This is a genomic window from Nocardia sp. NPDC051463 (genome assembly GCF_040681975.1).
Lineage (GTDB): Bacteria > Actinomycetota > Actinomycetes > Mycobacteriales > Mycobacteriaceae > Nocardia.
Map to the genome: position 1 here is coordinate 1 of NZ_JBFBAB010000056.1, position 14,706 is coordinate 14,706.

Sequence of the window (14,706 nt, forward strand, 5' to 3'; positions counted from 1 at the left end):
GTAGTGCGCCCGCTATCGCGTCGCGGATGTCCAGTGGTGGTGTGCCCTATGTCGGCATCCTGGCCACCGGTGCGATCGCACTGTTCGGTGTCGGCCTCAACGCGGTGGTGCCCGAGAAGGCGTTCGAGATCGTGCTGAACATGTCGGCACTGGGCACGATCGTGGCGTGGACGGCGATCATCGTCTGCCAGCTCAAGCTGTACCGCTGGGCGCGCGAGGGCAAGGTGGAGCGGCCGAAGTTCCAGTTGATGGGTGCGCCGTACACGAGCTACGCGACGCTGGTGTTCCTCGTAACGGTGGTCGTGCTGATGGCCGTCAGTGATGACGAGTTGCAGCGTGGCGCGGTGATCGCCATGGCCGTCATCGTGGTGCCCGCGATGGTCGGCGGGTGGTTCCTCGCCCGCAAGCAGGTGCTGCGCATCGCGGCGATCCGGGAGGGTTACACCGGCAAGTTCCCGGTGCTCGCGGAGCGGCCTGCCGCTCGTTCAGCCAACGACGCCGTGGTAGTTCTCGAAAAGCCAGACGAAGAGTGAGCCAGTATCCGCCCCGGGCGACACGCCCGGGGCGGACTTATTCCCAGTGCTGAGAACAATGCTTGCACGCGTCGACAGGTGGCGGACCAGAATGAAACCCCGTTTACACGGTGGGTTTGAGAGGTTCGCATGCCGGAGCACCCCAACGCCTCCGACCGTCCGATACCGCACCCATGGGCGAATCGGCGTATGCGTGGCACCGAAGTGCCACGACGGATGCCGCACCCATGGGCATCTCGGCGACCCTCCAAAACCGAGGTGCCTGCACGTTTGCCGCACCCGTGGTCGAAACCCGCGAACCGCCCTGCGCCGGGCGCAACCTCGAATGCCACTGCCCCCGGCACCGTTCCGGCAGCCGCCACCTCGCTCCGCACGACCGGTACCGAGCGCACGACCGATTCCGAGCGCGCGTTGCTGGCCGCGCTCGACGAGCCCGCTTCCGGCCGCAGCGCCAGATCACGCCCGAGCGTCCGACGGCTCGGCGACGGGCTGGTCGCGATGCCGCAGGTGAGCCCGCTCGATCCGCGGACCTCGGTGCTCGAGCGTCCGGAAGTCCCTGAACACAAAAGATTCTGTTGGAAGTGTCAACAGCCCGTCGGCCGATCCACCGAGGCCGGACCGGGCGCGGTGGTCGGCGAATGCGATCGCTGCGGCTCGCCGTTCAATTTCCGACCGGCGCTGCAGCCGGGGGAGATGGTGGCGGGCCAGTACGAGGTGCAGGGCAGTCTCGCACACGGTGGACTCGGCTGGATCTACCTCGCCATCGACCGCAATGTGAGCGATCGATGGGTGGTGCTCAAGGGCCTGCAGAACCCGCTGGACTTCGAGGCGCACGTCGTCGCTCTTGCCGAACGCCAATTCCTCTCCGAGGTGGCCTATCCCGGCATCGTCAAGATTCACAACTTCGTCAAGCACCGGTCGACGCGTGATGTCGCAGACGGCTACATCGTCATGGAATACGTCGGTGGCCGATCACTGAAGAAGATGCTCGATCTGCGTGCACCGGAACGTATTTCGGTGCCAGACGCCATCGCTTTCATGATGGAGATCCTGCCCGCGCTCGACTATCTGCACTCGTTCGGTCTGGCCTACAACGACCTCAAACCCGACAACATCATGGTCAGTGAGGACGAGGTCAAGCTGATCGACCTCGGCGCGGTCGCCGCGATGGAGTCCTACGGGAGCATCTATGGGACTCCCGGATACCAGGCGCCCGAGATCACCGACACCGGCCCCACTGTCGCTTCCGATATCTACACCGTTGGGCGAACACTGGCGGCGCTGATACTCGAACTGCCCAAGGACAAGGAAGGTCACTACCTGCCGGGCCTGCCGACTCCGGAAGATCAGCCGCTGCTGCGTCGAAACCTGGCTCTGTATCGGCTATTGCAACGCGCCACCGACCTGGATCCACAGCGTCGTTTCCCTTCTGCGTATTCGATGTACAGCCAGCTCGCCGGCGTGCTCCGGATGGTGCTGGCGGCCGAGACCGGTCTCGAACATCCGCAGGCCTCGATCGAATTCGGCTCCATGCGTGGCGATTTCGGTATCGAAACGCTCATCGGCCAGACCGACGGCATGACCGACGGCAGGCACCGGTTGCCTGCCCTCGATGCGCCCAGTGTCGTTGCCGCGCTGCCTGTTCCGCTGATGGACAACGAGGACCCGAGCGCTGAGCTGCTGTCCACGCTGTTGCACGGCGATCCGAGACAGGCGCTGGACGCGCTGCGCCGGGCGGCCGACCGCATCGTTTCCGGGACGATCCCGGAGCCGGAGTCGTTCGAGCTCGAGGGCACACTGACCGCGATCCGCGCCCACCTCGACCTCGGTGATGTGGGGCTGGCCGGCGATCGACTCGCCGACCTGCGCCCGCGCTACAACGCCGACTGGCGCCTCGACTGGTATTGCGCGGCCGCGGCGCTGCTGGAGGGCCAGCATGCGCGCGCCTTCGAGTACTTCGACCTCGTGCACAGCATGCTGCCCGGTGAGCTCGCACCCGCACTCGCCCTTGCCGCCACCGCGGAACTCGCACTGCAACACCTGGATACGCCCGCCGAGGCCAAGAACTGGCACCGGCTCGCGACGGACTATTACGCCACGGTGTGGAAGACCAACCACGGAATGGTCAGTGCGGCATTCGGCCTGGCTCGCAGGCTTGCGGCCGACGGTGCGCTGCTCGAAGCCGTTGCCGTTCTCGATCAGGTACCGGCTGCCTCGCGCTATCACAGTGTCGCGCGGATGACCGGTTGCCTGCTGTTGGTGTCGCGGCCGGTTGGCGACATCACCCAGGCCGATCTCTCCGAGGCGGCAACTCGCCTGGATGCGGCGCCGGATGAGCCGCGGGCCCTGCAGCTACAGGTGATCGTCGTCGGGGCGGCGCTGGAGTGGCTGCGGGCGGGCGGGCAACCGGCCGGGCCCGATTCGATGATTCTCGGCTTCCCGGTCACCGAGCTGGGACTGCAGGGCGGGCTGGAAACGAGCCTGCGAGCATTGGCACGTATCGCACCGCACCGCCTGCATCGGTACCGGCTCGTCGATCTGGCCAACCACGTCCGGCCGCAGACCCGCTTCTAGGGCCGTAACGCGCCGGTTCGGACGGCAAGCGCCAGCCCCACAGGCGCGCCGAAGGTCACCAGCAGCGGCCACCAGGTGCCGGTGACGAGGGCGAGGGCGAGGGCGAGGACGGCGATCGCTCCGACGGTCACGACGAGCCGGCGCATGGGGTTCGGCTCCGGGGTCGGCACGGCGGACGGCAGGTTGCCGGGGAGGTCGGCGAACAGTTCGGCAAGCTGAGTCTTGGTGGTGGCCGCGGTGACCGCTGCGCTGCGTTCGTCGAACTCGGCAAGGTCCAGCCTGCCCGAGCCGAGGTGGTGTGACAGTTCCAGCAGCGCGCGTTCACGGTCCGCGACACCGACCCTAGAGTCCGCAGAGTCGTCCATTCCGGAAGGATATGCGCAGGTGGAAATGTTGCGCAGGCGTGGTTTTCCATGGACGGGAAGACTGTGACCGAACTAGCGTTTGCTGATTCGTCGCTGGCGGCTATGTAAGCGGCCACAACGGCCCGTGTGGCGGCCGTCGATGCGGACTCGGTGTGGTTTCCTTGAACTATGGCTGCCGCTGTTGAATACACGATCGACGAGCTGGCGCGCGAGGCCGGCACGACCGTGCGGAGTCTGCGGGTCTACCACGAGCGTGGTGTCCTGCCGCCGCCCCAGGTCAAAGGGCGAACCGGGTTCTACGGACCGGAGCATCTCAATCGCGTCCGCACGATCAGTCGGCTGCTGGATCGCGGGATCAAACTCAACGGCATCAGGGAATTGCTCGATGCCTGGGACCGTGGTGACGACCTGGGCGACATCCTCGGTGTCATCGAGCCCGATGCGGCGGCGTCGAAGGTTGCCGAGGAGCTTCCGGAGGCGGGTGAAACCATCGCGGCGACGGAGCTTGCCGAGCGCTACCACGAGGTGCCCAACGGACTCGCCCGCGTGGTCACAGCGGGCCTCTATGAGCCCGTGGACGCCGAAAACTACCGGCTGGCCGACCGCAGGCTGGCTCGGATCGTCGAGAAGCTCGGCGTGGCAGGCGTTCCCGCCGCCGAGGTGCTCGACGAACTCGAGAAGCTGCGGGCCGATACCGACCGCATTGCCCGACGTTTCGTCGATCTGTTCCGTCGCACGACCTTTGCGAAGTTCCAGCAGTCCGAAAAGAATTCGGCCGACCGGGCCGAGTTCGCCGACCGCCTTGCTGCGACCACGAGCATGTCGGGCGAGGCGACTGCAGAGCTCGTGACGCTGTTCGTGGCGCGGCATCTCGACCAGGACGCCGAAATCTCTGAGGTGCTGTCGAAGGCCTGACCGGTCGAAAATGTCCACTTCGATGCCCACTATTCCCACGCCTGAAGATACTGACCCGTAACGTGCCGTTAAACAGCGGTATGTTTGCTGGCAGGCAGCGACGGCATCGGAGCCGTCCGCGGAGCGAGAATCGCTGGGCCGGAATGCTATTCGGCTAGGCGAAACACCCCGAACCCGCATCATCCTCGAGGTTCTGTGCCACGCCCTGATGGGCCGATCGAGCAGGTCGGCGGCCATCCTGCGCAGTAGGTCGTGTAATCACTCACGACCTACTTAGGTATGTCGTGAGTTAATCTACCGATGCGCGCTGCCCTCATTCCCCACCACAATCTGACTTCGGCACGAGGGCAGCAGATGGGTTGGGTATGGGAAGCGTGACACTGTGGATGCAGATGTCGCTCGACGGCTTTGCGGAGGGGCCGGATCAGGAGATCCACTGGCCGATGGTGGACGAGGAGTTGTGCGAATCGTTTCTCGATGAGCTTCGCGCGGCTGATCTGTTCATCTACGGACGCAAGACCTACGAGATCATGGCATCGTTCTGGCCGACGGCCGACGGAGATCCGGCGATATCCGAGTTCTATGTCGACTTCGCACGCTGCTGGAAACAGACACCGAAGCTAGTCATCTCGCGCAGCCTACGCAGCGCGGACTGGAACACGCGAGTCGTGCGCGACGGCATGGTCGACGAGATATGCGCACTGCGAGACCAGCAGGACTGCAACATGGTTCTGTTCGGCGGTGCCGAGACGGCTTCGGCCTTCATGCGGCACGAACTGATCGATGAGTACCGGCTGTTCGTGCACCCGCTCGTCTTGGGTGGCGGTGTGCCGCTGTTCCCGGCGCCCGCTGCGATGGCGGATCTGCAGCTTGTCGACGTGATGACCTTCGACAGTGCCGTCGTGCAGATGCACTACCAGCAGCCTGCTCATACGACGATATGTCGGTCTGCGTAGCACCCCGGTAACCTGAAATTTCCAGCGCGTTCGCGTTGATTCGGCTAACTTTCGTCCTATGTCCCTGGTACAGGCACCCGCCAGTGAATTCGTCGGCCGTCAAGTGGAATTGGACCGACTAGGTGGCTTGCTGGCTGGCGGGGCACGGCTGATCACGCTGGTAGGGCCGGGTGGCATCGGCAAGACGCGCTTGGTGGGAGAGTTCGTGCGCCGCGTGCATCGCGCCAGGAGCCACCTGGTGTACTGGGCCGGCCTCGCCGAACTGGAAGGCGATTGCCGAGCCACGGCGCAGGACGTCGTGCAGTCGGCGGTATGCACTTTCGGCGGCGGCAGCGAGTATTCCGCGGATCGAGCGATCCTGGTGCTGGACAACTGTGAGCATCTGCTCGGTGCGGTCGGCCCGCTGATCGCTGATCTGCTCGCGGCGGCGCCGGGGCTGACGATTCTGGCCACCAGCAGGGAGCCGATCGGCTGGGTCGACGAGTACATCGTGACAGTGCCGCCGCTGTCACCGGTGCAGTCACTCGAATTGTTCAGGCAACGAGCCGAACTCGTCGGGTGGGTGATTCCGGATGAACCCCAACAGCTCGCCGTCGCCGCGCGGATCTGCCGCCGCGCCGATCACAATCCGCTGTTCATCCGGTTGGCCGCGGCGCGGCTGCGTCATCAGCCGCCCGCGATGGTGCTGCGCGAACTCAGCGGCGGCGCCGACGACAAGCGACTGCGGTGGACCCACGGCGCACGGGCCGGCACCGAAGCACGGCACCGCGGAGTGTACGACGTGCTGGCCTGGTCCTTCGCACTGTGTAGTGTGCGGGAACAATTACTGCTCGAGCGGCTATCGATCTTCGCGGCAGGCCATCAGACCGACGACGGCGAATCGCCGCACCGAGGTATCGAACTCGACGCCGTGATCGCGGTGTGCGCGGACGATATTCTCCCCGCGGGCGAGATCGAACATTTGCTCGAACGTCTGACCGAACGGTCACTGCTGTCGGTGCACCTCACCCCGACCGCGATGAGCTGGTATCTGGTGGAAAGCGTGCAAGTCTTCGCGCGCGACCGGTTACATCACCGCGATCGTGCGGCAGCGGAACTGCTGTCCGCGCGGCACCGCCGCTACTTCTGTGACAAGGTCGCCGCCGGGCATGTCGGGTGGCACAGTCCGGCGGACAAATCATGGATCGACTCGGTCGGTCAGGAGATCCGAAGTGTGGTTGAGGTTTCGCGGCCGCTGCCGGTGCCGCGGCCGGCGCACACACCCTCGTTGTGGAGCGAGTTGTCCCAGGCAGAGCGCGACGTGGCGGTGTTCGCCGCGGCCGGCTGGCCCAACAGCGCGATCGCCGTCCGTCGCCACAGCTCGGTCCGGACTGTCGACGCCCAGGTCGCGACCATCAGACAGAAGCTGATGATCGCCTCGCGCAACGAGATCGCTCGCCATATTCCCGAGGAACTTGCGGAGCGCGTTCGGCACGAATCCGAACGCAGGCCACGCCGCACCAGTAGAGTTGCTCGTTATCGATAGGCTACTGCTACATGTGGCCTCGAAATCGATAGGTGAGCAAGGATGTCTGCAGTGAGACCCGGCGATGAAGTTCCCGCCGCGGCGCATGAGTTCGTCGGCAGGCACACCGAGTTGCAGCGGATCGGCACTCTGCTGGCTTCCGCGACCGCGCGACTCATCACCCTGGCCGGACCGGGTGGAATCGGTAAGACCACGTTGGCGACCGAAGCGTTGCGCCGATTTCGGCCGACGCCCAACCACACGGTCTATTGGACACGGCTGTCCCGGCTAGCGGCGGGCGCCGATGCGGGCGTCGTCGCCGAAGAGGTCGTGCAGTCGGTCGTGACGGCAGATATTGCCGCCAGGTCGGCCTGGGACGGTCTGGTGGAGACATTCACCGGTGGTCATATCGCGGGCAGCCATCGGACGATATTGGTGCTGGACAACTGCGAGCATGTGCTCGCGGGAGTCGGCCCGTTGATCGTCGGTCTGCTGGAAGCCGTGCCGAGTTTGACCATCATCGCGACCAGCCGAGAACCGGTGGGATGGATCGACGAGCACATCGTGACGGTCCCGCCGATGTCGTCCGGTCATGCACTCGAGCTGTTCCGGCGGCGTGCGGAGCTCACAGGCCGGCCGATTTCCGACAATCCGGAGGAACTCGCCGTCGCCAAGCAGATCTGCTGGCACGTGGACAACAATCCGTTGTTCATCCGGCTGGCGGCGGCACGGCTGCTGCATCGGCCGCCCATCATCGTGCTGCGTGAACTCACCGGCGACACCGGTGACCGGCGCATGCAATGGTCCAATGGCGCCCGACTCGGGACCGAGGAACGGCACCGCAGCGTGCGGGATGTGATCGCCTGGTCGTATGGACTGTGCACCGCGGGCGAACAACTCTTGCTCGACCGAATGTCGGTGTTCGTGACCGGGTGCGACAGTGACGGTGCCGAACTGCTCGGCAGCGGAGCGGAGTCCGAGGCCATTATCGCGGTCTGCGCGGACAAGTCCCTACCGGCGCAAGAGATCGAGCCATTGCTCGAACGACTGGCGGAGCGGTCGTTGGTTTCGGTCCGCATCGAGCCGACCATGGTCCGGTACTACCTGCTGGAAAGCGTCGGGGTATTCGTGCGGGACAGACTGTCCCAGCGCCGTGACGGCATGGACGAAGCGCGGCTGCTTGCCCGCCATCGGCGCTACTACCGGGACAAAGTCGCCGCGGGCCAGGCCACGTGGTACGGCCCGCACGAAAAAGACTGGCTCGACTGGGCGCGTACTGCGTGGTGCAACATCCTGCTGAGCATCGAAACTAGCCTCGTCGAACCCACCGAGGCCGTCATCGGACTGGAGACCGCCGCCATTCTCATGGCGCTGCGCATTCCGTTCATCACCGGTGCCAACCGCGCCATCGGAGGCATCACCGAACAAGCCCTCGAAGCCATCAGGCAGGTCGATCCGCCGCCGACGCAGCTGCGGATCACCGCGACCGCGCTGGTCGGATGGGTGGCAATCTGGCAGGGGAGACATGCCTATACCGCGCAGCTGCTGGACGAGTGCGCGGTCGAATGCCTATCCGATCCGGCGCTGCGACAGAACTGGCGCGAGACGGCGCTCGAAGATATCGGCTTGCCTGCCCCCGTGGAATTCACCTGGGGCATCGAGCTGCTGCTCATGCACCGCGACCCGAGAGCCATCGAGGTACTGACCCGGGCGAGTAGGAAGTTCGCCGCGGTCGACGACTCGAGCGGGGTACAGCGCAGCGAACTGTTCGCGGCGCTGTCGTGTGCAAACCTGAGTGATGCCGAGCAAGCGCTCAGCGCCGCCCGGGAGCATCTCGATCGGGCTATCACGAGTGATTCCCAATGGGCCATCTCCTGGGGAGAGGTGGCGTGGTTGATCGCGGTCTCGAGGCACGGCGATCCGCGCGATGCGCTGGAGATCGGTCGCGGGGCACTGGAACGTTTGCTGATCTCGGGTGATCGTTGGACTGCCGGCTGGATCATCCACTTCAGCATGATGGCACTGACCTACATTTTGTCCGCCAGGATCGGCGGGCGGGATGGCAGTCGTGCCGAGCTGCGCGCGGCGGCGACCGAAATCGCCTATCTCCAAGGCGGTATCGCCACTTTGCACCGATCGATGGGCGTTGCCTCCGAGCGGGTGACGCTGGTGGCTCACGGGACCGAACACGCGGTCGCGGTAGCGACCTCGATTCTCGGCACGGCGGATTACACGGCGGCTGCTCGCCGTGGCGCGCGCATGCGGCCGGAACACGATGAGTTGCAACGGTTCATGCTCGGCAGGTTCACCATCGAAGAGCTGCCTACCGATGTCCACGCGGCGCGTGCGCCTGCCTCACGCTGGCAGGAGCTCTCGCCCGCGGAGCGCGACGTCGCGGTTCTCGCGGCTGCGGGCTGGGCCAACAGCGCGATCGCCGCGCGTCGCGGCAGTTCCATTCGAACAGTCGATGCCCAGGTCGTGGCCATCCGTCGCAAACTGATGGCGGCCACCCGCGCGGACATCATGTGGCACGTGCCGGGTGACCTCAGCGAGCGTATTCGGCTCGAATCCGAGCAGCGGCCCGCGAGGTCCCCGGCACGTCCCTGAACACGGTTCCCGAGATCTACTAGGCCAGGTTGCCGTCGTAGCAGAGGCTGGCGGACCGCCACGACCGCTGCGGCCCGGTGCCCCCATCGAAGGTCCACATGTCGATCGACTCTGCGGCCTTCCAGTACGCGAAGCCGTTTCGGTCTACGACGACCTGGTACACGTCCTCGGCGCCTTCGATCAGCTGACTGCCGACGCAATAGTCGTTGTAGGAGGTGCCCGGCTGCCGTGCGCCCGGACTGAACAGACCGGCGGGGTTCGTGTACGCACCGGGGTTGTGGACGGTGCTGTGCCCGTTGACCGCATGTCCGCGAACCCAATTGGGGCCGCCGAAGCCATCCGATCGGCAGGTGAAGCTCCAGCCGCCCGCATTCACGGACATGCCCTGGGGGTAGGTGTCGCCCGCCCACCGGCACGGCACGGCGGGCTCGGCCGCGGCGGCTCCCGCGCCGACACCGATGCCGCCTGCCGTCACCGCGGTGATGGCGAGTACAGCCAGTGTCTTGGCCTTCGAAGGGCCCCGATCTCTACACATCGACGTGGCCTTCTCACGTCCGCTCTTTGTGAACATCGGCTTCTCTCTTTCGTCGTCTGTCCCATCAGCCGACGTCGCTCGGGCTATCCGGGTAGTTCACTCGTCTTGCAATGTGCCGCTGAGTAGCGGCACGTTCGCTGGGGGGTATGGAGAAATCGTCAGTCGACACCGCAGCATTGACCGCCGCCGGAGTTCGACTCCGTGGCGGCGGTCAATGGCATCGGCTTATTTGCAGTACCGCGCCTGGGGCTTGCAGACCTGCCAGCCACCGTTTTCGGAACCCTGGACCTGGTAGGTGCGGGCATTGTTGCCGGTCTGGTTCTGATTGTGGCGCTGGTGGTATTCGGTGCGGGCGTCTTCTTCGGCTTCTGCGCGGAGCGGATTGTTTTCGCTGTGGTGGTAACCCATGGGGTCGATGTGATGCGCGCCGGTCGAATCGCCGGAGCTGTAGGAACCGCCGCGGCCCGACCCGCCACCGGAATGGTCACCGGGCACTGCGGATGCCATACCCGCACCGGCGGTGGTGATCGCGCCGACGATGGCGGCGCAGGTCAGCAGGCGGCGGGTGTTGATATTGGTGGTCATTGGATTTCTCCATTCGATTTCGAGCTGTAATCAAGCTGGTGAGGTCTGGGGCTAACTGGCGTTTCGCTGGTCAGTTAGTGAAAATGCCGCAGAAGAGCGGGCCGGGAATGAATTGCGTTCCGCAGTTCTGGCGACGTTGGTTCTCCTCGTCGCGCCTGCGGTGTCGCTGCGAATTGCTTCCCGATTTGTCACGTCCGTGGTGGCTGGGGGATTCGGTCCGCACCGTCGAAACGGCAGGGCCGGGCTGGGCTAGAACCTGCGCGGGCATCAGCACCGCAGGGGTCGCCACCGTTGCGCTCACGATCAGCAGGCGGAGCAGGGCTTTAGTGGCCCGTCGCTGTGGGTTGGTCCTGGTCATCGTTTGCGTCCTTCACGATCTCTGGATCGCCCGGGAATCCCCGGCTAGCGACTCACTGTCTATCGTGCCGCTATATAACGTCACATTAATCGACGGTCCGATGGATGTCTAGAGGTTTCTGTTGGGAAATCGCAGTTGCGAACAGGTTTCGCCGACGTTTCGCGGAGGGGTCGGCGGCCGACTGGCCCTGGCAATCCGAAACCTGTCGCGAAGAGGGGAACCCGATCGGGTGCGCGCGCGTCGAAGACAACAAAGAGATTCGAGAGGTTTCGATCGTGCGAGGAGGGGTGCACATGGAGCGTTGCCCGGGATGTCATACCGCGTGGCGGCGTGGGATAGGCGCAAAGTCGCGGTTGCGGCCGGTACTGCGGGCCGGAGAGGTGTGTGAGCGCTACTCGGCGCGTCGGCAGCGGCCATGGCAGGGCCCCGAATCGGGCTCGGGCCATGGGTAATTCGGTAAAGCTATTTCTTCGTCGGGTCCTTACTCCCTCCGGAGTTCCGGAGGGAGTAAGGGATTCGCTGCGAACGCATTATTGCGAACGCATTAGATACGCCGTATAGATCAGCGGACGGCGGCCGCGGCGGCGACCATATTGCGCAGCGACGCTTCGACCTCGACCGGTCCCCTGGTCTTCAATCCGCAGTCCGGATTGACCCAGAGTCTTTCGGCGGGAACAGCTTTCAGCGCCGCCCGCAGGGCGGTGGTGATCTCGTCGACGCTCGGTACCCGCGGCGAGTGGATGTCGTAGACGCCGGGGCCGACACCGAGATCGAAGCCCGCGGTGTTGAGATCGTCGAGCACCTCCATATGGGAACGGGCCGCCTCGATCGACGTCACGTCGGCGTCGAGGCCTGCGATCGCATCGATGACCTCACCGAACTCCGAATAGCAGAGATGGGTGTGGATCTGGGTCGCATCCGAAACGCCTGAGGTCGCCAACCGGAAAGCCTGCACCGACCAGTCGAGGTAGGCCTGCTGATCGGCGGCCCGCAGCGGCAACAGCTCCCGCAGCGCGGGTTCGTCGACCTGGACGATGCGGATGCCTGCGGTCTGCAGGTCCACCGTCTCGTCCCGGATTGCCAGCGCCACTTGGCGTGCCGAATCGGCAAGCGGTTGGTCGTCGCGCACGAAAGACCAGGCCAGGATCGTCACCGGGCCGGTGAGCATGCCTTTGACCGGCTTGTCGGTGAGGGCTTGGGCGTAGGTGATCCAGTCGACGGTCATCGGAGCGCGGCGTGCCACATCGCCATACAAGATCGGCGGCCGCACGCAGCGGGTGCCGTAGGACTGCACCCAGCCCGCCTCGGTGGCGGCGAATCCGTCCAACTGTTCGGCGAAATACTGCACCATGTCGTTGCGCTCGGGCTCGCCGTGCACGAGCACGTCCAATCCCAGATTCTCTTGCAGTGCAACGACATCCGCGATCTCGGCCTGCATCCTGCGGATATACTCCGCCTGATCGATCTCGCCGGCGCGCAGCGCCGCGCGGGCCAGCCGGATCGCGGAGGTCTGCGGGTAGGAGCCGATCGTGGTGGTCGGCAGCGACGGCAACTGCAACCGTTCGGCCTGTAGTACCCGACGTTGCTCGGCGGGCGCGCGCCGGACGGCGTCCGGGCCGAGCGCGGTCAGCCTGGCACGCACCTGTGGATTGTCGATCCGGGGATCGGCTCGGCGTGTCTGCAAGGCCGCACGGACCGTGGCCAACTCGGTGGCGATGGCCTGCGGGCCCTCCTTCAGCGCGGTGGCGAGCACCCGCACCTCGGTGACCTTTTCCGCACCGAAGGCCAGCCAGGACCGCAGCTGTTTGTCCAGGCCGGTTTCGGTGTCGAGGGCGTAGGGCACATGCAGCAGCGAGCAGGAGCTCGACACCGCCACCGTCGCCGCGGATCCCAGCAGGGTGCCGAGGGTGGCCAGCGCGCGATCAAGGTCGGTTCGCCAGACATTGCGGCCGTCGACCACACCGGCGACCAGCAGCTTGCCTGCCAACGCCGGTACCGTGACCACCTCCGAGAGATCGGTCGGCGCGGTGACATCGAGTGCGATGCCCTCGATCTCGGTGCCCGCCAGCGCGGCGAGGGCAGCGCCTGGCTTACCGAAGTAGGTGGCCACCAGGATCGCCGGACGGTTCGGTGCCGCCGACAGTTCGGCGTAGGTGGATCGCACCAGCTCGATTTCGTCGGCGGTCAGATCGGTGACCGTGATGGGTTCGTCGATCTGCACCCACTCGGCTCCCGCTGCAGCCAGCAGCCGCAGCAGCTCACGGTAGAGGGGAACGAGCTCGCCGATCCGATCCAGCGCCGCGCCGCCGGTCGTCTTGGCCAGTTTCAGGAAGGTGACCGGGCCGATGACGACCGGTCGTGCCTGCGTCCCCAGATCGAGGGCTTCGTGCAATTGCTCGAGCAGCTGCTCGGGATGCAGTGCAAATGCGGTGTCTGCACCGATTTCCGGTACCAGGTAGTGGTAGTTGGTGTCGAACCACTTGGTCATCTCCAGCGGCTCGACCGTGTCCGTGCCGCGTGCGGCGGCGAAATAGCGGTCCAGCGGATCGGCGATGCCTGCCACCCGCGGCGGCAGGGCACCGAGCAGCGTGGCGGTGTCGAGCACCTGGTCGTAATAGGAGAATGTCCCGACCGGAATCGAGTCGAGCCCTGCGGCCTGTAGTTCGGTGAGCTGGGTGCGCCGCAGATCGCGAGCGACGGCGTGCAGTTGCTCGGCGTCGATGCGCCCGGCCCAATAGGACTCGGTGGCGCGCTTGAGCTCACGGTGCGGCCCCACCCGCGGCAGGCCGAGAACCGTTGCGGTGAACGGTGTGTGATGTGAAACAGTCACGATGTTTCTCCAGTGCTGAGTCGAGAGCCAGACGCCCTACGAGCACACGGAAACCAAGAGACATGCCGAAAAACCGACAGGAGAGCCCGACACGTCGCACTGGTGGTCCGCGCGCCCAATCCACGAGGCGGTGGCCGCCGGATACGGCGTATCCGGCACGGCTGGCAGGTCTTCGGACTTGCGGGCACGGGCCTTCTGGCCGACCCCGGCCTGCGCCGGGGCTCACCTACTGGCCGTCGCTTCCCAAGTCGAGGGGCAGATCGCCCGTTGAACTCAGTGCCTGTGACGGCGGTCGTTCCTGCATACCGCTGCGGGACAGTCCCGGATTCTCACCGGGTTCCCTCTTCACCCGCGCACCCGGCATTCGGGTCCGCGAGCTTCGACTCCAGCACGCGACGTCGGGGCTCCATCTCGTCTGCGCACCAGCGAACCAGCTGCACCAACCAGCATAGGGCAGCGCATCCCGCACCCTCGCGCAGCACAGGCTGCGCAGAAACCCAAGCCCGCTACCGACGCGCCCTTCGGGACGATGACGCCGTCCACAGCAGCCAGACCCAGCACTGGGTTTCGCGACCGCGTCCGACACCAGCCCAGCGCACCCACGGAAGTCGCGAATAACCCCACCAACCGACCAGCTCCACACGATGATGTCTCGACGAGGGCAGTGATAGCGCTGGAGCGAACATCGCGAGACCAGCCCGGGAGTTCGCGGCCCGTCCTGTCTTCGCACCAGCCGAGTCGCACCTACCGAAGTCGCGACCTCGCCATCACGCCCCAACTTGGCTGTTCTGTGTGGGTTGGGTCCGGCAGTGGAGTTGTTTTGTATCGGCCAGTTCAGCTGCCGACGCCCCCACTCGGCACGATGATGTCTTCCGAGCGCAGCGAGACCGAGCACTAGAGTTCGCGGCCCGTCTCGCTTCCGAGCCGTCGAAGCGCACGCGCCG

At 65.5% G+C, this 14,706-nt stretch carries 10 protein-coding genes, 1 pseudogene and 1 riboswitch; of the genes and pseudogenes, 6 read left to right on the plus strand and 5 right to left on the minus strand.

Annotated features, from left to right (window positions below):
* Together AB0M74_RS34895 and AB0M74_RS34900 are read left to right on the plus strand one after the other, a co-directional pair.
* Positions 1 to 533, plus strand: a pseudogene (locus AB0M74_RS34895) (L-asparagine permease); the annotation flags it as partial.
* 258 nt (positions 534 to 791) lie between these two features.
* Positions 792 to 3,107, plus strand: coding sequence for a tetratricopeptide repeat protein (locus tag AB0M74_RS34900; protein WP_366530579.1), 2,316 nt, complete (start codon positions 792 to 794; stop codon positions 3,105 to 3,107).
* Here AB0M74_RS34900 and AB0M74_RS34905 read toward each other — a convergent pair.
* On the minus strand, positions 3,104 to 3,472 hold the full coding sequence (locus AB0M74_RS34905) for a DUF1707 domain-containing protein (RefSeq protein WP_366530580.1): 369 nt from the start codon (positions 3,470 to 3,472) through the stop codon (positions 3,104 to 3,106). The genes AB0M74_RS34900 and AB0M74_RS34905 overlap by 4 nt on opposite strands.
* 168 nt (positions 3,473 to 3,640) lie before the next feature.
* Between AB0M74_RS34905 and AB0M74_RS34910 the strand changes: the two genes are divergently transcribed.
* The 4 genes from AB0M74_RS34910 (at position 3,641) to AB0M74_RS34925 (ending at position 9,454) form a co-directional block, all read left to right on the plus strand.
* Positions 3,641 to 4,387, plus strand: coding sequence for a MerR family transcriptional regulator (locus AB0M74_RS34910; protein ID WP_366530581.1), 747 nt, complete (start codon positions 3,641 to 3,643; stop codon positions 4,385 to 4,387).
* 365 nt (positions 4,388 to 4,752) lie between these two features.
* Entirely contained in the window at positions 4,753 to 5,343 is a 591-nt protein-coding gene (locus AB0M74_RS34915; RefSeq protein ID WP_366530582.1) for a dihydrofolate reductase family protein, read from the plus strand.
* Between the two features lie 58 nt (positions 5,344 to 5,401).
* Positions 5,402 to 6,868: a LuxR C-terminal-related transcriptional regulator gene (locus AB0M74_RS34920; RefSeq protein ID WP_366530583.1), complete on the plus strand. Its 1,467-nt coding sequence runs from the start codon at positions 5,402 to 5,404 to the stop codon at positions 6,866 to 6,868.
* Positions 6,869 to 6,910: 42 nt separating this feature from the next.
* The gene (locus AB0M74_RS34925) at positions 6,911 to 9,454 is read left to right on the plus strand and encodes a hypothetical protein (RefSeq protein WP_366530584.1); all 2,544 of its coding nucleotides are present in this window, start codon (positions 6,911 to 6,913) and stop codon (positions 9,452 to 9,454) included.
* 19 nt (positions 9,455 to 9,473) lie between these two features.
* Here AB0M74_RS34925 and AB0M74_RS34930 read toward each other — a convergent pair whose 3' ends face one another.
* From AB0M74_RS34930 to metE, 4 genes are all read right to left on the minus strand, one after another.
* A complete protein-coding gene (locus AB0M74_RS34930; protein ID WP_366530585.1) occupies positions 9,474 to 10,025 on the minus strand; it encodes a hypothetical protein in 552 nt (183 codons plus the stop codon).
* A gap of 189 nt (positions 10,026 to 10,214) precedes the next feature.
* Complete coding sequence (locus tag AB0M74_RS34935; protein ID WP_366530586.1) at positions 10,215 to 10,574, minus strand: hypothetical protein; 360 nt, start codon at positions 10,572 to 10,574, stop codon at positions 10,215 to 10,217.
* 70 nt (positions 10,575 to 10,644) lie between these two features.
* On the minus strand, positions 10,645 to 10,932 hold the full coding sequence (locus AB0M74_RS34940; RefSeq protein WP_366530587.1) for a hypothetical protein: 288 nt from the start codon (positions 10,930 to 10,932) through the stop codon (positions 10,645 to 10,647).
* 562 nt (positions 10,933 to 11,494) lie between these two features.
* Positions 11,495 to 13,762: a 5-methyltetrahydropteroyltriglutamate--homocysteine S-methyltransferase gene (gene metE / locus AB0M74_RS34945; RefSeq protein ID WP_366530588.1), complete on the minus strand. Its 2,268-nt coding sequence runs from the start codon at positions 13,760 to 13,762 to the stop codon at positions 11,495 to 11,497.
* A gap of 145 nt (positions 13,763 to 13,907) precedes the next feature.
* A riboswitch (cobalamin riboswitch) is annotated at positions 13,908 to 14,151 on the minus strand.
* Positions 14,152 to 14,706: the final 555 nt, after the last annotated feature.